Annotated in this window: 15 protein-coding genes and 1 tRNA gene; 10 read left to right on the top strand and 6 right to left on the bottom strand. The window is 52.8% G+C overall.

Annotated features, from left to right (window positions below):
• Positions 1 to 14 precede the first annotated feature (14 nt).
• Positions 15 to 1055, top strand: a complete 1041-nt coding sequence (locus tag AC5JPW_RS22880) for a substrate-binding domain-containing protein (protein ID WP_494243363.1) — start codon at positions 15 to 17, stop codon at positions 1053 to 1055.
• 185 nt (positions 1056 to 1240) lie between these two features.
• Entirely contained in the window at positions 1241 to 2128 is an 888-nt protein-coding gene (locus tag AC5JPW_RS22875; protein ID WP_494243362.1) for an alpha/beta fold hydrolase, read from the top strand.
• A 32-nt stretch (positions 2129 to 2160) separates the two neighbouring features.
• Here the strand turns inward: AC5JPW_RS22875 and AC5JPW_RS22870 are convergent, their stop codons facing one another.
• Positions 2161 to 2754, bottom strand: coding sequence for a TetR/AcrR family transcriptional regulator (locus tag AC5JPW_RS22870; RefSeq protein WP_494243361.1), 594 nt, complete (start codon positions 2752 to 2754; stop codon positions 2161 to 2163).
• Positions 2755 to 2868: 114 nt separating this feature from the next.
• Here AC5JPW_RS22870 and AC5JPW_RS22865 point away from each other — a divergent pair, with 114 nt between their 5' ends.
• Complete coding sequence (locus AC5JPW_RS22865; protein ID WP_494243360.1) at positions 2869 to 3453, top strand: NAD(P)H-dependent oxidoreductase; 585 nt, start codon at positions 2869 to 2871, stop codon at positions 3451 to 3453.
• 94 nt (positions 3454 to 3547) lie between these two features.
• Here the strand turns inward: AC5JPW_RS22865 and AC5JPW_RS22860 are convergent, their stop codons facing one another.
• Positions 3548 to 5737 (bottom strand): TonB-dependent siderophore receptor, encoded by a 2190-nt coding sequence (locus AC5JPW_RS22860; protein WP_494243359.1) that lies wholly within the window; start codon positions 5735 to 5737, stop codon positions 3548 to 3550.
• A 369-nt stretch (positions 5738 to 6106) separates the two neighbouring features.
• Here AC5JPW_RS22860 and AC5JPW_RS22855 point away from each other — a divergent pair, with 369 nt between their 5' ends.
• Positions 6107 to 7615 (top strand): phosphoethanolamine transferase, encoded by a 1509-nt coding sequence (locus AC5JPW_RS22855; RefSeq protein ID WP_494243358.1) that lies wholly within the window; start codon positions 6107 to 6109, stop codon positions 7613 to 7615.
• Between the two features lie 100 nt (positions 7616 to 7715).
• Here AC5JPW_RS22855 and AC5JPW_RS22850 read toward each other — a convergent pair.
• Positions 7716 to 7791: transfer RNA gene (locus AC5JPW_RS22850), tRNA-Phe, on the bottom strand.
• A gap of 105 nt (positions 7792 to 7896) precedes the next feature.
• On the bottom strand, positions 7897 to 8616 hold the full coding sequence (locus tag AC5JPW_RS22845) for a DUF554 domain-containing protein (protein WP_494243357.1): 720 nt from the start codon (positions 8614 to 8616) through the stop codon (positions 7897 to 7899).
• 493 nt (positions 8617 to 9109) lie between these two features.
• On the opposite strand from AC5JPW_RS22845, the gene AC5JPW_RS22840 reads away from it, so the two are divergent.
• Complete coding sequence (locus AC5JPW_RS22840) at positions 9110 to 11260, top strand: ornithine decarboxylase (RefSeq protein ID WP_494243356.1); 2151 nt, start codon at positions 9110 to 9112, stop codon at positions 11258 to 11260.
• 89 nt (positions 11261 to 11349) lie between these two features.
• Here the strand turns inward: AC5JPW_RS22840 and AC5JPW_RS22835 are convergent, their stop codons facing one another.
• On the bottom strand, positions 11350 to 12048 hold the full coding sequence (locus AC5JPW_RS22835) for a response regulator (protein ID WP_494243355.1): 699 nt from the start codon (positions 12046 to 12048) through the stop codon (positions 11350 to 11352).
• On the bottom strand, positions 12038 to 13681 hold the full coding sequence (locus tag AC5JPW_RS22830) for an ATP-binding protein (RefSeq protein ID WP_494243354.1): 1644 nt from the start codon (positions 13679 to 13681) through the stop codon (positions 12038 to 12040). Before AC5JPW_RS22830 ends, AC5JPW_RS22835 begins: the two co-directional genes overlap by 11 nt.
• Before the next feature lie 330 nt (positions 13682 to 14011).
• Between AC5JPW_RS22830 and AC5JPW_RS22825 the strand changes: the two genes are divergently transcribed.
• Genes AC5JPW_RS22825 through citE form a run of 5 tightly spaced genes read left to right on the top strand, consistent with a single transcriptional unit; the run spans position 14012 to position 18483 of the window.
• Complete coding sequence (locus tag AC5JPW_RS22825) at positions 14012 to 15376, top strand: 2-hydroxycarboxylate transporter family protein (RefSeq protein ID WP_494243353.1); 1365 nt, start codon at positions 14012 to 14014, stop codon at positions 15374 to 15376.
• Between the two features lie 22 nt (positions 15377 to 15398).
• Complete coding sequence (locus tag AC5JPW_RS22820) at positions 15399 to 16262, top strand: fumarylacetoacetate hydrolase family protein (protein WP_494243352.1); 864 nt, start codon at positions 15399 to 15401, stop codon at positions 16260 to 16262.
• A gap of 16 nt (positions 16263 to 16278) precedes the next feature.
• A complete protein-coding gene (citC, locus tag AC5JPW_RS22815; RefSeq protein ID WP_494243351.1) occupies positions 16279 to 17298 on the top strand; it encodes a [citrate (pro-3S)-lyase] ligase in 1020 nt (339 codons plus the stop codon).
• A 19-nt stretch (positions 17299 to 17317) separates the two neighbouring features.
• Entirely contained in the window at positions 17318 to 17611 is a 294-nt protein-coding gene (gene citD, locus AC5JPW_RS22810; protein WP_494243350.1) for a citrate lyase acyl carrier protein, read from the top strand.
• Positions 17608 to 18483 (top strand): citrate (pro-3S)-lyase subunit beta, encoded by an 876-nt coding sequence (gene citE, locus AC5JPW_RS22805; RefSeq protein ID WP_494243349.1) that lies wholly within the window; start codon positions 17608 to 17610, stop codon positions 18481 to 18483. The genes citD and citE overlap by 4 nt, the downstream gene beginning before the upstream one ends.
• Positions 18484 to 18490 lie beyond the last annotated feature (7 nt).

Genomic DNA, 18490 nt, shown 5'->3' with positions numbered 1-18490 from the left:
ACCGATGTATTGTCGTGAGAAAAACAAAACGCGTTACCATCACTGATATCGCCGCGCTGGCGGGGGTCTCAAAAGCCACCGCCAGCCTGGTACTCAATGGACGAGGTAAAGAGTTACGCGTGGCGCAAGAAACCCGTCAGCGTGTGCTTTCACTTGCTCAGCAGCACCACTATCAGCCGAGTATCCATGCCCGACTGTTGCGCGAGGATCGTAGCCACACGCTCGGACTGGTGGTCCCTGAGATAACCAACCACGGGTTTGCCGCCTTTTCTCATGAGCTTGAAAACTTGTGTCGTGAGGCCGGTTTGCAGCTTCTCATCTCCTGCACGGATGAAAACGCCAGCCAGGAGTCGGTGGTGGTTAATAATCTGGTCTCCCGGCAGGTGGATGGGTTGATCGTTGCCTCCAGCATGCTCAACGACGCCGATTACATGAAACTCAGCGAACAACTACCCGTTGTGCTGTTTGACCGCTATATGAACAGCACACCGTTGCCGCTGGTCATCACTGACGCGGTAACCCCCACTGCCGATCTGGTGGAACGCCTGGCGCGCGCTAATCCTGACGAAATCTACTTCTTAGGCGGGCAACCACGACTGTCGCCCACCAAAGACCGTCTGGCTGGCTTCACGCAAGGGCTGGAAAGGGCAGGTGTGACGCTGCGCCCGGAGTGGATCATTCACGGTAATTATCATCCGAGCAGCGGCTACGAAATGTTTGCGGCCCTCTGCGCGAAGCTGGGTCGCCCACCAAAAGCCCTTTTTACTGCGGCATGTGGGCTGCTGGAAGGGGTGCTGCGTTACATGAGCCAGCACCATTTACTGGAAAGTGATATCCAGATTGCCAGCTTCGACGATCACTATCTCTATGACTCGCTGTCGTTGAGTATTGATACCGTTGAGCAGAATATCCCGCGGCTGGCATACGACTGTTTTGACCTTATCACCCAGTTGATTGAGGGCAATGAACCGACCGAGCAGCAACGCGTGTTGCCTGCGACCCTGCGCCTGCGTAATGCCGAGCTGAAAAAAGCCGATCAGACCCCACTAAGCTAACCCTTCACTTAAATATCCATGTCCACATTCCGTCCGCGATGGCGCGAGTGTGGGCCTGCCCTGCATTATCTCTATTTCAGATAAGTGTTTGAGTTTTAACTCTAAGCTGCGTATTGCTGGTGCATTTTTAAACTGATAATTTATTTTTCTGTCTTCTTTACATCACTATCATCATGGGCGATCGCATGAACAGAAAAAGCACATTATTCATTGCCGGGCTGCTCGGCGTGGTGGGCGCGTTGAGTGTTGCCAGCGCATATGCGGTGACCCCTCAATCCCCCATTGCGTGGGGCGAGCGCTGGAAAAAATTACCCGCGACACCCGCGCCCGTGGCGGCGTTGAAATCCGGCTATGCCAGTGTTAACGGTATTCAGCTCTATTACGCTACCGTCGGGCAGGGCGAGCCTGTTGTGCTGCTGCACGGCGGGCTGGCGAATTCTGATTACTGGGGTAAACAAGTTTCCGCGCTGGCGCAGCATCATAAAGTGATTGTGGTCGACAGTCGTGGGCACGGTCGCAGCACGCGTGACGCTCGTCCTTACAGCTACGACCTGATGAGCGATGACGTGGTGGCCTTACTGGATCATCTTAAGATTGCCAAAGCAGACATCGTTGGCTGGAGTGATGGCGGCATTATCGGTATCGACCTGGCGATACGCCATCCAACACGGGTAAACCGCATTTTCTCCTTCGCTCCGAATACCAAAACCAGTGGCGTAAAGCCTGACACCGAGAAGAATCCGGTCTTCGCCAGCTATATTGAGCGGGCGGGCAATGAGTACCGCAAACTGTCCAAAACGCCGGATCAGTACGATGCGTTTGTTGAGCAGATCAGCCATATGTGGGGGACGCAGCCGAACTGGAGCGATGAAGATCTGAAGAAGATCAACACGCCAGTGCTGATTGTCGATGGCGATCATGATGAAGCTATTGTGCGCGAGCATCTTGAATACATCGCCAACACCATTCCGAACGCCGGGCTGCTGATCTTACCGAACACCAGCCACTTCGCCTTTATTCAGGCACCGAAAGAGTTCAACGAAGCGATCCTTAACTTTATTGACTACAAGTGACATGTGTGGCCGGGCGACCGGCCTTCTTTTGTTTATTCGGTGCCGCCGCGTACCATGCAAACAATCCCCTGTACCAGTTCATCCTTTGCCTCTTGCGCACTGATTTTTCCCATGACCACCGCCCAGGATAATCCTTCAGCCGCGCCAAGCATCGCCCATAGCGCAGGTGTCTTTAGCGTTTTGTCCTTGCTGAAAGGACTGAACAACGCCCGGCATTTTTCAGTGAACGTGGTGGCGTATTCCGCGCGAAGTTGCTCCAGCTCCGGCGTGCCGCTGAGGGCGGCAATCACGGTCGGCATTTCGCGTCCGGATAACAACACACACTCGATGTAAGCGTCAGCAATCACTGCTGCGAGCTTCTCAAGTACAGGCTCCGTTTGGCTTATTTGCGCATCCATACGCGCCGTGGAGCGCAGATCGTATTCCCGATAAAGTGCTGCGAACAGCCCGGAACGGCTGGTGAAATGATCGTAAACCACCGGCTTTGTGATCCCGGCACGCTCGGCCAGGCGACCCAGCGTCAGCGCTTCAGTCCCTTCTTCACGAACAATCTGCCAGGCCACATCGACCAGTTGAACATAGCGCTCCTGGCGGGATAAACGCTGGCGAGCAGGCTGATTTGTCATCAAACAGATTCTCCATTGACATGCTTATATACCAAAGGTAACTTACTAATAGTAACTTACCTTTGGTATATAGAGTACGTTTGCTTACGCCATCCCGCAACCAGGAGTCGCCATATGCATGCTTTAATCGTCGTTTCTCACCCGGATACACACTCTCTGACCCATGGCGTGGCTGCCGCCTTGGCGAAAGGGATTACCGCTAACACGCAGCACAGTGCCGATATTGTTGACCTGACCGCCGAAGGTTTTAACCCGACCTTCACAGCACAAGACTTTGCCGCGTTCAAACTCACCGAGCCGGTGTCTGCAGACATTGTCGCAGAGCAAGCGCGAATTGATAAGGCTGATGCGCTGGTGCTGGTGTTCCCGGTCTACTGGTGGTCGATGCCCGCACTACTGAAAGGCTGGATTGACCGTGTATTTACCAATGGCTGGGCCTATGAAGAGACCGCCGAAGGGGAGGTGGTGAAAAAGCTGGGTCGCCTTCCAGTGCACATTATTGGTCTCGGGGCCGCAAGCCAGGGGGCTTACGACCGACACGGTTTCACCGCCGCCTTTAATGCGCAAATCGCCCACGGCATTTTTGATTACTGCGGCGCGCATGTGAAAGCCTCTGAACTGATGTTGCTGCCGGAACTGGGCAGCCCCGAGGCGTATCTGGATAAAGCACTGACACTGGGGGAGAAGGTGTTTGGGTGAGGGGAGCGATGACCCGCGCTGGCTGTGAACGGCGGAGGGGTTGACGTTGCTCTGAGCCAAAAATTGCCGCCCGCGTTGCAGGCGGCAGCGACTATCAGAAGACGACCGAGTAGTTCAGGCCGAAGGTACGACCGCGACCTTTGTAGGTATACAGGTTTTCAGCACCGTAGGTTGGGCTATACAGACCCGGTGCGCGCTGTCCCCAGGCGGTGGTGTAATCTTCGTCGAGCAGGTTTTCCACGCTGAAACTCAGCTTGCCGACAGGCAACAGATAGCTGCCTAACAGGTCAACGGTGTTGTAGCCGTCGATTTTCTTACCGGCTTCGTCAGAGAGATCAAACGTCTGCGTGCTTTGCAGACGCAGCGTCCAGTCGCCCGGCGCCCAGGTCACCCATGCGCTCATTTTCGACGGGCTGGCGCTGTCTACCGTCAGCTTTTTCCATTTCCCATCGACGCGAGTCTGCGATTTGATAGCGTTAAAGTTCGCACCCGTGCTCCATTCGCTGTCGGTAAAGAAGTAATCCACCTGGCCTTCCACACCATAAATCCGACGCTGGTCATCTTCAATGTTGATGGTCATGTCGGTTTTGTTGATGTTGATGGTTTTGTCGGAGAGCGAATAGTAACCGGCAATCCGCGTGCGCAGGTTATCCCCGGTGAAGCGCCAGCCCAGCTCATACGCATCAACTTTAATGCCGTCGAGCTTCGAGTCGTTAACGTTGACGCTGTTCATCAGGCGATAGTGACCGTTGCTCAACTGGTAGGTACCGGAGCCGTAGTATTTCGCCAGATCCGGCAGCTCAAAGCCTTGCGAGAAGTTAAACCACAGCTGCTGGCGATCGGTCAGGTGACCAAGGATCCCCGCGTTAAACAGCAGGTTGTTGTAATCAGTTTTCCCGCCCGGCACCGCGTCTGCCGAAGTAGCTTTACCCGTGGCGATGGCCTGCTGCTGCGCATAACCCACAAAGTCGTCAACCCGGTTTTCCGTGTACTGATAACGCACGCCGCCGCTCAGTGTGATGGCGGAGATGTCGTAGCTGGTTTGCAGGAACGGCGCGAAGTTGGTGATGCTGTAGCCCGGATAACGTCCAACATTCCAGGCGTTGTCCAGCTTCATACCGCCGCTGGCGGACGCTTTGCTGAGGTCGAAAAATTGCTGATTGGCGTCGAAGGTTTCATGCTCGGCGTCCACGCCCCACGTCAGCGTCAAATCATCCAGCGGTTTGCTGTTGATGGTGAGTTTGCCGCCATAGAAATCGGTTTTTTGCTGCGATGCGCCGATGCTGGTGACCTTGCCGCCGGAGAGAGTAGGGAAGGGGTAAAATGTCAGGCTTTCATCGCGGTAGTAAATTTGTGCGAGCAGATCCTGACCCCAGAAATCGGTGTTGGAATATTGCAGGTTGATCAGGTGGCGCTCGGTGCCTGGAATGCGGTCAGAGTCGAGGTTGTTTTTGTTGTACGCGTTGCCAGAACCGGTCACCGCTGAGAAATTCTCGCCAAGGTACAGGCCGTGCTTACCGTCAGACTCGCTTTTGTAATACTGGGTGGTGAGTTGCAACTGCTGATGATCGTCGATATTCAGCGTGCCGGTGCCCATCACGTCCAGGCGGTCGGAGTACTGCAGACCGGTCTGAGTGTTATCGATGTTCACCTCGTCACCTTTGCCGTCATACCAGCCGCCAAAGCGCTGATACGCCACTGACAGGCGACCGGAGGCGTTGTCGTTGCCGCCGCTGACCGCCGCCGCGATGTTCTCGTCATTGTCGTTATGGCTGTTGAAGCCCGTTTTCATGCCGGTCTGCAACTCGACTTCCGTTTCCGGCTGACCTTTTTTGGTCACGATATTGATTAAGCCGCCGGTACTGCCGCCGCCGTAAAGGGAGGTGGCACCGGAGATGACTTCAATGCGCGAGATGTTAAACGGATCGATGGAGTCCAGCTGGCGGCTGTCGCTGCGCGAGGAGTTTAAACGCACGCCGTCGACCATCACCATCATCGAGCGGCCACGCATATTCATGCCGTAGTTGGTGCGCCCCTGGCTGCTGACATCCATGCCGGGAATCAACTGCGCCAGCACTTCTTTGAGCTCTTTACCGCCCTGAACCTGCTGTTCAATTTCAGCCTGTTCAATAACCCAGGTGGTCTGCGCCATGTCGGTAATGTTGTGATTCGCGCGGCTGGCGGCCACCACCAGGGTCTCTTCTTTTTGACCTTCCGCCGAGGTATGAGCGGATAACATCATCAGTAAACAAGGGCTTAGCGCCCAATAACCACGAGCTTTCATTATTTTGGTCATCCTGAACTATCAGAGTTTCAGCGGCGTAGAGTCTTACAAACCGCAAGAACACCATCCTTTTAGATGATAGTGATTATCAAGATGATATGAATTATCGTTACCATGTAAACAGTTTGTGTTAAAAAATATTACTGTAATGGCATGATTTTTATGTGGTTTATGTGTTTGATGGAGGTAATGTGTTCAAAGCTGTGGAGGATGTAGCGATGATCTTTCACAATGGCTAATCATGCATATAACATTGCCTCCCCATATAATATTCACTTAAGCAGAATTTAAGAGATTAAATACAATTTCTTTTAAACCAATATCTAACTAAATATAATCGATCGCTTTATAATTTTGGATGTTTCTGGAATGAGTTCCAATAAATATAACTCGATCGTATTACGTGATGATGACAGTTTTGCCCGCCGTATTGGCTTCGCTTTGAAATGGATTGTTCCCGCATTTTTCGTGTCGTTATTGATCCCCTATTGTAGTGGTTATCCAGGTGTGGGTAATACTCTGATTACTTTTCTTTCCCTTTCATTGGCAAGATTCAATCGCATTGCTTTTTTTTTGGTTTGTTTTTTGCTGTTGACCGTAGCTCTATATATACCGGTCGGTTATGATTTTGGACGTATCAACTTTGCCTTTGTTGTTTCAGGCATGCAAACAAACGCTGATGAAGCAATAGAGTTTTTTAACGACATCAGTTTTGCAGCCCTACTTTTGTGTGCATCATCCCTGGCATTTTTATACCTCTACACCAGAGGAGAAAAATATTATGGTTCAAAATATAGTCTCTTAGTGTTGTGCATTTTTTTGGTCATCAATCTCAATGCTTATCCGGTAAGAATGCTAAAGTCTGTTTGTACCTATACGCAGAAGGCCGGAGAGGAGTTTGAACGCCTCAATCAGTTGAGTAAAACCGTTGATGACTTCACGGTCACTGGTGTATCACCTCAATATAAGAATATCGTTGTTATCATTGGTGAAAGTGTGACAAGGGACTATATGTCTCTGTATGGCTATTCAAAAAACACTACGCCCTGGCTCAACAATGCTTCTGGTTACTTTTTCTCTGAGTACATCTCTGCAGCACCTAACACCTACCTATCACTCCCCAGAACGCTGGCAATGAGCGATGGCGTCAAGGTAGATGATGGTAACAATATTGTTTCTCTATCGAAGAAAGCAGGGTTTGAAACCTATTGGGTCTCAAATCAGGGATATTTGGGGGCTTACGATACGCCTTCAACAATGATTGCAAGTAAAGCACAACATACAAAATTCCTGAAAAAAGGAGATTATAATTCGAGCAATGTTGATGATTTTGCAATGCTGACTGAATTAAAAGAAATTGTTGCAGAAAAAAGTCAGAAACAGAATGCGATTTATTTGCACATGATCGGTTCGCATCCCGATACGTGTTCAAGATTGAATGGTTACCCAGTTAATTTCGACGTGGGGAATGAGAAATTAAATTGTTACCTTGCAACGATCCAAAAACTGGATGCATTTATTAAAGAAACAGTAAAAACACTTAATGACACTCGTGAACCTTACGTTCTTTTTTATTTCTCCGATCATGGAATGACGCTCGATAAGTCAGACAGACCTGTCAGACACGGTAATGATGCCCGTCAGAATTACAATGTTCCTTTTTTCGTCATCACCAGTGATGCGAAGGAGCATGTAGTGAACAGTAATAAGATGAGCGCCAGAGACTTTATAGCTCTCTATGAGCGTTATGTTGGCTTCTCGTCCAACAAGGTTGCGCCGAAAGATTTAGATGCCAGCCAAAGTCAGGGAATTAATGTGTTTAATGGTGAAAAGCTCATTCCTTATGAGCAGCTCAAGACAAACAATATCGTTTACTGAGCCACGCAGGGAATGCTCCCCCTCACCCCGACCCTCTCCCTCAGGGCGAGGGAGAAAACCAAAAGCAAAAAACCCGCCATAGGCGGGTTCTTCTAAATAGTGGTGCCCGGACTCGGAATCGAACCAAGGACACGGGGATTTTCAATCCCCTGCTCTACCGACTGAGCTATCCGGGCAACGGGGCGCATTAAAACCGATTCGCCTCGACTCGTCAACGAAATTTCTTCAAATCGTTGCAGACTGCACAATCTATCACCAGAAAAGTGTAGATGCACGTTTATTCAGGCAAAAAAGGCGGTCCATAGCGCGGAAAGCGGCATTGCCAGCACCAGCGCAGGCAGCATGTTCGCCACGGCAAACATCTTGATTCCGCAAATCCTTAAACCCGTTGCCAGCAGCAGCACGCCGCCCACGGCGGTGAAATCACCCATCATTGCGGGTGTGGTTAACGGCATGATAAGGGTGGCGCTGTAAGCGAGGGTAAGCTGAATCACCAGCATCGGCATGCAGATGGCGGCGACGGCAATCCCCAGCGAGGTGGCAAAAATTAATGCGGTAAAGAAATCGAGAAACGCTTTGGCAATCAGGATGCTGTTGTCCCCGGTCATCCCTTCACGCATCGCGCCGAAGATGCCAGTGCCGCTGGCACAAAACAGGATGATGATCGCCACCAGGCTTTGAATAAACGCCTCGTGGCCACTGACTGCGTGTTCACCGGAGTTGCGCTTTTGCAGCAATTTGCGCAGGCCATTTACCCCACCGCTGATACCTCGTTCTACATAACAGATTTCGCCGATCAGCGTGCCGACAAGGGTCGCCAGGACCATCACGGGCAGGTTAACGCATTTAATCACCAACAGGATGCCAATACCCAGCGACGCGAGGCCAAAAATCGATGGCATATTGGCGCGAATGCGTTCCGGTAAGCGCTGGCTAAGCACCGCGCCCAACACACCGCCCAACAGGACGGCAGCGGCATTAATAAAGGGTCCAGTAAACACGTTTTTCTCCTGATATCTGACGAGGTTAACTGCATAGTATGGCGCTGCTATGCACATTATTATGCCCAAATAATGCGGGGGTAATGAGTATTTATCTTTTGAATATAATAACTTATATAAATCATTCGAAACGCAATTGCATTATGTTGCAGTTTGCTTCCGCCTCGTTGGTTGCACCTGCTAATAAATGATGACATGATTGCGCGAAATTTCCTCTCAACCATACGGGACTGCCTGGGATGACGCTGCTTTCATCACTCCAACAGATGCATCGCACACATATGTGCATGTTCACCCGTTCAATTTTATCCCATACTTCACTCACCATGCGGTGAGGCTATCGTACGCTCACTTCAGGACAACATTAAAATCAGAGCTTATCTGCTTTTACTGATGTCTGGCGGTCGGAGCGGGATCCAGTCAGACACGTTCGTTGGATGAAGCAAGCGCTTCATCCGGGGCCTTTTTTCCCCTGCAACGGGTATGTGTGCTTATGAAAACAATGAAAATTGCCGTCAGCCGCGAGCTGATATCCACCCTGTCTACGCACCGTGAAAAGGTGTCTCTCGACAGTACCGATTTTACGGATGTGGCGGCAGTCGTCATTACGCTGGCAGAGAGTCGTAGCGGCATTCTGGCCTTGCTCAAACGGACAGGTTTTAACCTGCCGGTGTTTTTATTCGACAACGAAACCGAGGAACTGCCGGACGGCGTTACGGCGGTAATTAACGGCAAAGAACAGGACTGGCTGGAGCTGGAAACGGCGGCCTGCGACTACGAAGAGGATCTGCTGCCGCCGTTTTTCGATACGCTACGTCAGTACGTGGAGATGAAAAACGACACCTTTGCGTGTCCCGGCCATCAGCACGGTGAATTCTTCAAGAAGCACCCGGCGGGCAGGCAGTTCTACGATTTCTTTGGTGAAAACGTTTTTCGTGCCGACATGTGCAACGCCGACGTTAAGTTGGGCGACCTGCTTATTCACGAAGGCTCTGCCAAGCATGCGCAGAAGTTCGCAGCGAAAGTTTTTAATGCCGACAAAACCTATTTCGTGCTGAACGGTACCTCGGCCGCCAACAAGGTGGTGACCAATGCGTTGCTGACTCGTGGCGATCTGGTGCTGTTTGACCGCAACAACCACAAATCTAACCACCACGGTGCGCTGATTCAGGCCGGGGCGACACCCGTCTATCTGGAAGCGTCCCGCAACCCGTTCGGTTTTATTGGTGGCATTGACGATCACTGCTTTGATGAGAAATACCTGCGTGAACTGATCCGTGAAGTGGCACCGGAAAAAGCCAACCAGCCGCGTCCGTTCCGTCTGGCGGTTATCCAGCTGGGAACCTACGACGGCACGATCTACAACGCCCGTCAGGTGATCGACAAAATCGGCACGCTCTGCGACTACATCCTGTTTGACTCCGCATGGGTGGGCTACGAGCAGTTCATCCCGATGATGGCGGACACCTCGCCGCTGCTGCTGGAGCTGAACGAAAACGATCCTGGGATCTTTGTCACTCAGTCCGTACACAAGCAGCAGGCCGGATTCTCGCAGACCTCGCAGATCCATAAAAAGGATAACCACCTGCGCGGGCAGACCCGCTTTTGCCCGCACAAGCGCCTGAATAATGCCTTCATGCTGCACGCCTCGACCAGCCCGTTCTACCCGCTGTTTGCAGCACTTGATGTGAACGCAAAAATCCACCAGGGCGAGAGCGGTCGCCGTCTGTGGGCCGAGTGTGTGGAAGTGGGTATCGAAGCGCGCAAGTCGATCATTGCCAACTGCAAGATGATCCAGCCGTTCGTGCCGCCGGAAATCGCCGGTCGTCCGTGGCAGGCTCATCCGACGGAAGCGATCGCCAGTGAGCGTCGCTTCTTCAGCTTTGAGCCGGGTGCCCGCTGGCATGGTTTTGAAGGCTACGCCCAGGATCAGTACTTTGTTGATCCCTGCAAATTGCTGCTGACCACGCCGGGCATTGACGCACAAACCGGGGAGTATACCGAGTTTGGGATCCCGGCGACGATTCTGGCGAACTACCTGCGTGAGAACGGCATCGTGCCGGAAAAATGCGATCTCAACTCAATCCTGTTCCTGCTGACCCCGGCAGAAAGTACGGCGAAAATGGCCCATCTGGTGGCGATGTTGTCGCAGTTTGAGCGTCATATCGAAGACGACACACCGCTGGCCGCCGTGCTGCCGACCATCTACAACAAATATCCGGTGCGCTATCGCGACTACACCATCCGTCAGCTCTGCCAGGAGATGCACGACCTTTACGTCAGCTTTGATGTGAAAGATCTGCAAAAAGATATGTTCCGTAAGGAGAGTTTCCCGGCAGTGGCGGTTAACCCGCAGGACGCTCACCAGGAGTATATCCGCGGCAATGTGGAACTGGTGCGTATCAGCGAGGCAGAAGGGCGCATTGCAGCTGAAGGTGCGCTGCCGTACCCGCCAGGCGTGCTGTGCGTAGTGCCGGGCGAAGTGTGGGGAGGCGCGGTGCAGCGTTACTTCCTGGCGCTGGAGGAGGGCGTCAACCTGCTGCCAGGCTTCTCACCGGAACTGCAGGGGGTCTACTCCGAGACGGATGCTGATGGGATTAAGCGGTTATACGGGAATGTGCTGAAGCAGTCCTCTGCGGCCTGATGCCCTCACCTTCACCTTCACCCTCACCCTCACCCTCACCCTCACCCTCTCCCAGAGGGGGAGGGTGAAGGGAAACCCGCGCACAAAACTCACGCACTTTCCCCCGTGCGGCGGTACATCCTTCTGGGATGCCCAATCTTGCCGTACTGCATCTCCACTGCTAAAAACCCCGACTCCACGCCGTGCTCCAGATAGCGCCGGGCGGTGGTTTTACTCAATCCCGTCTCTACCACTACTTCGTCAACGGAAAAACAGCGCTCACCCGCATCAGCAAATAAGGTCTGCACGCGCGAAAGCGTATTCTCCTCAATCCCTTTGCTGCCGTTATCCAGCTTGTAATTCTTCGCCTGCAACTGATAGAGCGAATCCACGTTCTGCTGGTCAACAATCTTCCACACTCGCTGCTGCTCGGTAAACTGCACGAAGCGCTCCAGCGACTGACTAAGGCGCTTCCACGACACCGGTTTGAGAATATAGTCAAAAGCCCCGTTGCGAATGGCCTGGCTACAGGTGTCCATATCGCTGGCAGCGGTAATAAAAATCACCGAGCAGTTGGCGCGAATAATCATCGGGTCACTGATAAGCGTAATGCCTTTACCATCCGGCAGATAGTTATCGAGCAACACCAGTTGTGGCTGCTTGCTGGTCAGTTGCGCCTTTGCCTCTGCCAGAGAGGTGGCAATACCTACCAGCCGCAAACGCGGATGTTTACCGATAAGTTCAGCATGGAGCTGCGCCAGCTCGTTTTCATCTTCTACTATCAGCACATCTATCTGTTCATGTCGCATAAGTCTGGTCTTCCAGCGTCGTGTCGGGGCGTTGTCGTTGTACGTGACCCGTTTCAGGAATAAATAAAGAGAAAATCGTTCCGCGCGGCGTGTTATCAGAAACTTCGATAGTGCCGCCCACCTGGGTGACATAGCTTGCGATCAGATACAGGCCAATGCCATGATCGCCACTGCGTTTGGTGGTCATCCCGCGCTCAAAAATATGGTGTCGAAGGCCCGGCGCGATCCCGACACCGCGATCGGCCACTTCAATGATCAACTCCCGGTCGTTTTGCAGGATCAACACTTCAACCGGATCGTGTGGCAGTTCCGCGCGTTGGGTTGCTTCAATAGCGTTATCCAGTAAATTGCCAATAATCGAAATAAGCTCAGCCTCTGCCAGTGAGTGCGCCGGTCTCGCCATCTGACAACCGGGATCGAACGCCAGCTCGACCCCTTTTTCCCGCGCACGCGCCGCTTTTCCAAGCAGCAGACCGCAGATCGTAGGGGAGTAAAAACGGGATGAGATAAAATCGAGTAGCTCCTGGGCATGCTCCGACTGGGCCTGAATGTAGCGCACCGCCTCATCGTAGCGCTCCATATGCAGCAGGCCGGAGAGGGTGGTCATCCGGTTCAACTGCTCATGGCGCATGATGCGCAGGTTGTCGACATAGCGCTTCACCTGGCTGAGCTGGGCGCTGAGGCTGTCTATCTCATTACGATCGCGGAAGGTAATCACCCAGCCCTGCAGTTTATCTTCCAGCATGATGCGCACGCGGCTGGCGATCACCGTCACCTGGTTAAAGCGGCAAATTTCATCATGGGTGTCTTTTTCCAGCATCAGAGTGCGGGAGAAGAACGGTACGCCGGGGATCAGATCGGTAATGAGTTGCCCGCGCAGCGCCCGCGTGGGTTGGCTGAGGCTGAGTAAGGTTCGGGCGGCCTGGTTGATCACCTCGATGCGCAGGTTGCTGTCGATGGCGATCACCCCTTCATAAATCGACTCCATCATCGCTTTTTGTTGGCGCACCAGCAGACCTATTTCACGCGGTTCCAGCGAGAAAATCTGCTTCTTGATACTGCGGGTGAAGAACCAGGAGAAAACAAACAGCGCCGCCAGCAGCAACACGGCAGCAATAAAGATGTTGATGGCTTTGCCCAGCGTAATGGTGTCGAGGTAGCTGGTGAGGTAGCCCACCGACACAATACCGACCACCTGGCCTGCATCGTTAAAAATAGGGGCTTTACTGCGCAGGGAAATACCGAGTCCACCCTGGCGAATAGTGGTCAGACTTTTTCCCTGTAAGACTTCCTGATTATCACCGCCGACCAATAATGTCCCTACCCGATCGTCATAGACCGAATGGAAAAGGTGAACGCCTTTATTATCACCAATCACAATAAAACTGGCATCGCTGCGGTCGACGACTTTTTGCATAAATTGCGATATTGCTGGAATATCTTTTTCTGCAACAGACTTGCGTAAACTCGGAATAATCGCTATTTCTTCTGCTTGTATTTTCGCTCTTACGCTCATTTCCTGATAAAGCTGACGACCTACGTCAATATAATAATAGCTACCCAGTAAGATGAACAAACCGGAGAAAAAAAGAACCAGCGATATAAAAAGCTTAATCTGGAACGACAGTTTCATGGTGCCACGCGCGAGCGACAAAAACAGCAATGTAACATCTTTCGGTACAAGAAGGGCGAGTTTACTGGAAACTTGTGATCCCTTGCACACCAGGTGACGGCTGGCACTGTTAAAGAAACAGAGAGTTTCTGGAAATGTTATTAACTTGTTTTTTATTATATAAAAACCTTAAAAACCACGAAAATAATTATGGCATTAATCACATTAAATAAAAGAAACCTTAAAAACCATAGATGCCATTAAAACTCCGGTTTTATTATGCGGCTCCTCACATATTGTAGACAACAGGCCCTTTACTCTTACGCTGCAAAATAACCAAGGGGCTTAATTATGAGCACAACTGACGATTCTTTTTCTATTACCTCTGAATCGCTATCGATTCAAAAACCATCTTTAAAAGATAGATGGTGGCACATCATGGATACCTGGAAAGTCGGGATTATTCCATTGCCGCTTTTTGTTCTCGCGGGTGCGTTAATCGCGATTGATTGCCTGGGCGGTAAATTACCCAGCGACATCGTGGTGATGGTCGCGACCCTGGCGTTCTTCGGCTTCGCCTGTGGTGAATTCGGTAAACGCCTGCCGATTATCGGCAAACTCGGTGCGGCGGCGATTTGCGCCACCTTCATCCCGTCTGCCATGGTCTATTATGGCCTGCTGCCGGACGTGGTGGTTGAGTCCACCACCAAGTTCTACAAATCCACCAACATTCTGTACCTCTACATCTGCTGCATTATCGTGGGCAGTATTATGAGCATGAATCGCACCACGCTGATTCAGGGCTTCCTGCGTATTTTCTTCCCGATGTTGTGCGGTGAAATTGCCGGCATGCTGGTGGGTATGGGTGTCGGCATGCTGCTTGGCCTCGAACCGTTCCAGATCTTCTTCTTTATTATTCTGCCGATCATGGCAGGCGGCGTGGGTGAAGGAGCGATTCCGCTCTCCATCGGTTACGCCACCATTCTGCATATGGATCAGGGCGTTGCGCTGGGTCGTGTGCTGCCAATGGTGATGCTCGGTGGCCTGACCGCCATCATTATCTCCGGCTGCCTGAACCAACTGGGTAAACGCTTCCCGCACCTGACCGGTGAAGGCCAGTTGATGCCTGACCAACCAAACAGTACAGAGAAGTCGACGCCTGCGCCTGCGTTCAGCGGCAAAGCGGATGTCACCACTATCGCATCCGGCGCACTGCTGGCCGTACTGCTCTATATGTTGGGCATGCTGGGCCACAAACTGATTGGTCTGCCTGCACCGGTTGGCATGCTGTTCATGGCGGTGCTGGTCAAACTGGTTCATGGCGTTTCACCGAAGATCCTCGAAGGTTCTCAGGTCGTTTACAAATTCTTCCAGACCTCTGTGACCTACCCCATCCTCTTTGCTGTAGGCGTGGCGATCACCCCGTGGCAGGAGCTGGTTCACGCGTTCACCCTGACTAACCTGCTGGTTATCGTCAGCACCGTCACCACGCTGGTGGCTACTGGCTTCTTCGTCGGTAAAAAAATCGGTATGCACCCAATTGATGTCGCCATCGTCTCCTGCTGTCAGAGCGGGCAGGGTGGTACAGGGGATGTTGCCATCCTCACCGCAGGTAACCGTATGAGCCTGATGCCGTTCGCCCAGATTGCTACCCGTATTGGTGGTGCAATCAACGTCTCGGTATCACTGCTGGTACTTGGCAACTTCCTCGTTTGATTCATGTGTTACAGGAACTGATATGAAACTCGCAAGCTTTGTCCATCAGGGGATCCGCAGTTACGGGATCGTGAAAGCGGATGGTGTGGTCGATCTGGGACGTCGTCTGGGGGACCGTTACAGCGATTTGAAATCGCTGCTCGCCGCTGACGCGTTAAATGAAGCCCAGCAGTATTTCGGTGATAAACCGGATCTCGGCTTCGATGCACTGGAATTTTTACCAGTGATTGATAACCCAGGAAAAATTCTCTGCGTGGGCATGAATTACGCCGAAAAACGCAAAGAGTTTGACCAGCACAACCCGGCTCCGACGCTGTTCATCCGCTTCGCTGATTCGCAAACCGGACACCAGACGCCCGTCCTCAAGCCTCGCCACTCCAGGGAGTTTGACTATGAGGGCGAACTGGCGGTGATCATCGGTAAGAGCGGAGAAGATATCTCCCGCGAAGAAGCATTGAGTTTTGTCGCCGGTTACAGCTGCTACATGGACGGTTCTGCACGTGACTGGCAGCACACCTGGTTTACCGCCGGTAAAAACTGGCGTCAGACCGGTGCGTTCGGTCCGTGGATGACCACGGCTGATGAGATCCCTGACCCGCATCAACTGGCGATCCGCACCTGGCTGAATGGCCGCATGGTGCAGGAAGACAACACCGCCAGCATGATCCACAAAGTGGCCGAGCTTATCGAGTACATCAGTACCTTTACCCGCCTGAATGCGGGCGACGTGATCATCACCGGCTCACCAGGTGGTGTTGGCAAAAAACGCACTCCGCCGCTGTTCATGAACGCGGGTGATCGCATTGAAGTGGAGATCGAAAATATCGGTCATCTCAGCAATGTGATCGCGGATGCGCCAGCCCAGTCACTGGCAGCGATGCACTAAGGAAACAGGCGAAATCATGCAAGCACAACTCCCCATCGATTTTCGCGTTGCAGACGTAGTCAGCGGATCGCAGCGTTTTATGCAGATCCGCTCGTTGCTCGCGGACAGTGGTTTAGGACTGGACAGCGATATCACGACCTTCGTTGAAGCCTGGTCCGGGACCCGGCTGGTGGGGTGTGCGGGCCTGGCCGCCAATGTCATCAAATGTGTTGCGGTGGATGAAGCCCTGCGCGGTGAAAACCTCAGCGCACGTTTGCTGGCAGAGGTGGAACACCTGGCGCTGGCACGGGGACATTTCCATCTTTTCCTTTGTACGCGCCCCTGTAACCGGGAACGCTTTGCGCACAGCGGATTTTGGCCCATTGCCCAAAGCGGCAATAACGCCGTGCTGATGGAAAACACGCCGTCGGGTATCAGCCGCTACTGCCGTTCGTTGCAGCGCCAGCGTGTTGCCGGAGAACGCATCGGGGCGATCGTGATGAACGCGAATCCCTTTACGCTCGGGCACCGTCACCTGGTGGAACAGGCAGCGCGTTCCTGCGACCACTTGCATCTGTTCGTGGTACAGGAAGATGCCTCCTTTTTCCCGTTTACGGCGCGTATGAAGATGGTGAAAGCGGGTGTTGCACACCTGGCGAATGTCACTGTCCACGAAGGCTCGGAGTACATCATCTCCCGGGCCACCTTTCCTGCCTATTTCCTTAAAGAGACCGGGAAAGTGCAGCAGGCATGGAGCGAGATAGACTTACTGATTTTCCGTAACCACATCGCCCCTGCGCTGGGTATCACTCACCGCTTCATCGGCACGGAGCCGTTTTGTGACATTACCCGACAGTACAACCAGACCATGCACAGTCTGCTGGCAGGCGCGGTCGAGGTGGTCGAGATACCGCGCATTAAGGCCACGGGCAATGCCATCTCTGCCTCAGAAGTTCGGCGTTTACTGAAAACGCAGCAGTTTTCCCGTATTCGGGAAATCGTACCGGATACCACTTTCGCGCACCTTGAAATGCACTACAGCGCGGAAGTCGCTTAAAAAACTCAGGACATAAAATATGAAAATTGTTAGGGAGGCGCTGGCCGGGACCATGGAATCCAGCGACCTGATGGTGAAAATAGCCCCTGCCGAAGGTGAGCTGGACATCGTCATCCACAGTGAAGTGATTAAGCAGTTCGGCGACCAGATTCGTCAGGTCGTGGCCACCACGTTAAGGAATATGGACGTCCACCAGGGCGTCATTATTATCGAAGACAAAGGTGCGCTGGATTGCGTTATCCGTGCCCGTCTGCAAAGCGCTATTCTGCGTGCCAGCGACAGTGACAATATCAACTGGGAGAAACTGCTATGAAAAAGCTCCGTCGCAGCATGCTATTTCTCCCCGGCGCGAATGCCGCCATGCTTTCCACCGCGTTTATCTACCGTCCGGACTCCATCATGTTCGACCTGGAAGATGCGGTCGCCCTGCGTGAAAAAGACACTGCCCGCGTGCTGGTCTTCCACGCTCTGCAACACCCGATGTACAAAGACATTGAAACCGTTGTTCGCATCAACCCGCTCAATACGCCGTTTGGTCTGAAAGATCTGGAAGCAGTAGTACGTGCCGGGGTGGACGTAGTGCGTCTGCCGAAGACCGACACGCCGGAAGATATCTACGAGCTGGAACGCCACCTGGAGCGCATTGAAATGGAATGCGGCCGAGAGCTGGGCTCCACCCGTGTAATGGCGGCGATTGAATCTGCAATTGGCGTTATCAATGCTGTGGCCATTGCTCGTAGTTCTCAGCGCCTGATCGGCATTGCGCTGGCGGCGTTCGACTATGTCATGGACATGCAAACCGAGCGCGGTGACGGTACTGAACTGTTCTACGCCCGTTGTGCCGTACTGCATGCAGCGCGTGCCGCAGGTATCGATGCCTTTGACGTGGTGTGGTCAGATTTGAACGACGAAGCGGGCTTCCTGCGCGAAGTCGACCTGATCCGCAAAATGGGCTTCAACGGTAAATCGCTTATCAACCCGCGTCAGATCGATCTGCTGCACAACGCCTATGCGCCAACTCAGCAGGAAGTCGATCATGCCAAACGCGTTATCGAAGCGGCTGAAGAGGGCGAACGTAACGGGCTCGGCGTGGTCTCGCTGAACGGCAAAATGATCGATGGCCCCATCATTAACCACGCGCAGGTTGTACTCGAACGTGCCGCCGCGTCCGGCGTGCGTCGGTAAGGACAGA

This window comes from Phytobacter sp. (assembly GCF_059074235.1).
This window is presented reverse-complemented; position numbering and strand designations above follow the sequence as displayed.

Excerpts from the sequence above, each read along its gene's own strand:
- citD (WP_494243350.1), top strand. The coding sequence starts at position 17,318 with ATGAAAATTGTTAGGGAGGCGCTGGCCGGGACCATGGAATCCAGCGAC.
- AC5JPW_RS22825 (WP_494243353.1), top strand. The coding sequence starts at position 14,012 with ATGAGCACAACTGACGATTCTTTTTCTATTACCTCTGAATCGCTATCG.
- AC5JPW_RS22855 (WP_494243358.1), top strand. The coding sequence starts at position 6,107 with ATGAGTTCCAATAAATATAACTCGATCGTATTACGTGATGATGACAGT.
- AC5JPW_RS22835 (WP_494243355.1), bottom strand. The coding sequence starts at position 12,048 with ATGCGACATGAACAGATAGATGTGCTGATAGTAGAAGATGAAAACGAG.
- AC5JPW_RS22865 (WP_494243360.1), top strand. The coding sequence starts at position 2,869 with ATGCATGCTTTAATCGTCGTTTCTCACCCGGATACACACTCTCTGACC.
- AC5JPW_RS22870 (WP_494243361.1), bottom strand. The coding sequence starts at position 2,754 with ATGACAAATCAGCCTGCTCGCCAGCGTTTATCCCGCCAGGAGCGCTAT.
- AC5JPW_RS22860 (WP_494243359.1), bottom strand. The coding sequence starts at position 5,737 with ATGAAAGCTCGTGGTTATTGGGCGCTAAGCCCTTGTTTACTGATGATG.
- citC (WP_494243351.1), top strand. The coding sequence starts at position 16,279 with ATGCAAGCACAACTCCCCATCGATTTTCGCGTTGCAGACGTAGTCAGC.
- AC5JPW_RS22830 (WP_494243354.1), bottom strand. The coding sequence starts at position 13,681 with ATGAAACTGTCGTTCCAGATTAAGCTTTTTATATCGCTGGTTCTTTTT.
- AC5JPW_RS22840 (WP_494243356.1), top strand. The coding sequence starts at position 9,110 with ATGAAAACAATGAAAATTGCCGTCAGCCGCGAGCTGATATCCACCCTG.
- AC5JPW_RS22820 (WP_494243352.1), top strand. The coding sequence starts at position 15,399 with ATGAAACTCGCAAGCTTTGTCCATCAGGGGATCCGCAGTTACGGGATC.
- citE (WP_494243349.1), top strand. The coding sequence starts at position 17,608 with ATGAAAAAGCTCCGTCGCAGCATGCTATTTCTCCCCGGCGCGAATGCC.
- AC5JPW_RS22875 (WP_494243362.1), top strand. The coding sequence starts at position 1,241 with ATGAACAGAAAAAGCACATTATTCATTGCCGGGCTGCTCGGCGTGGTG.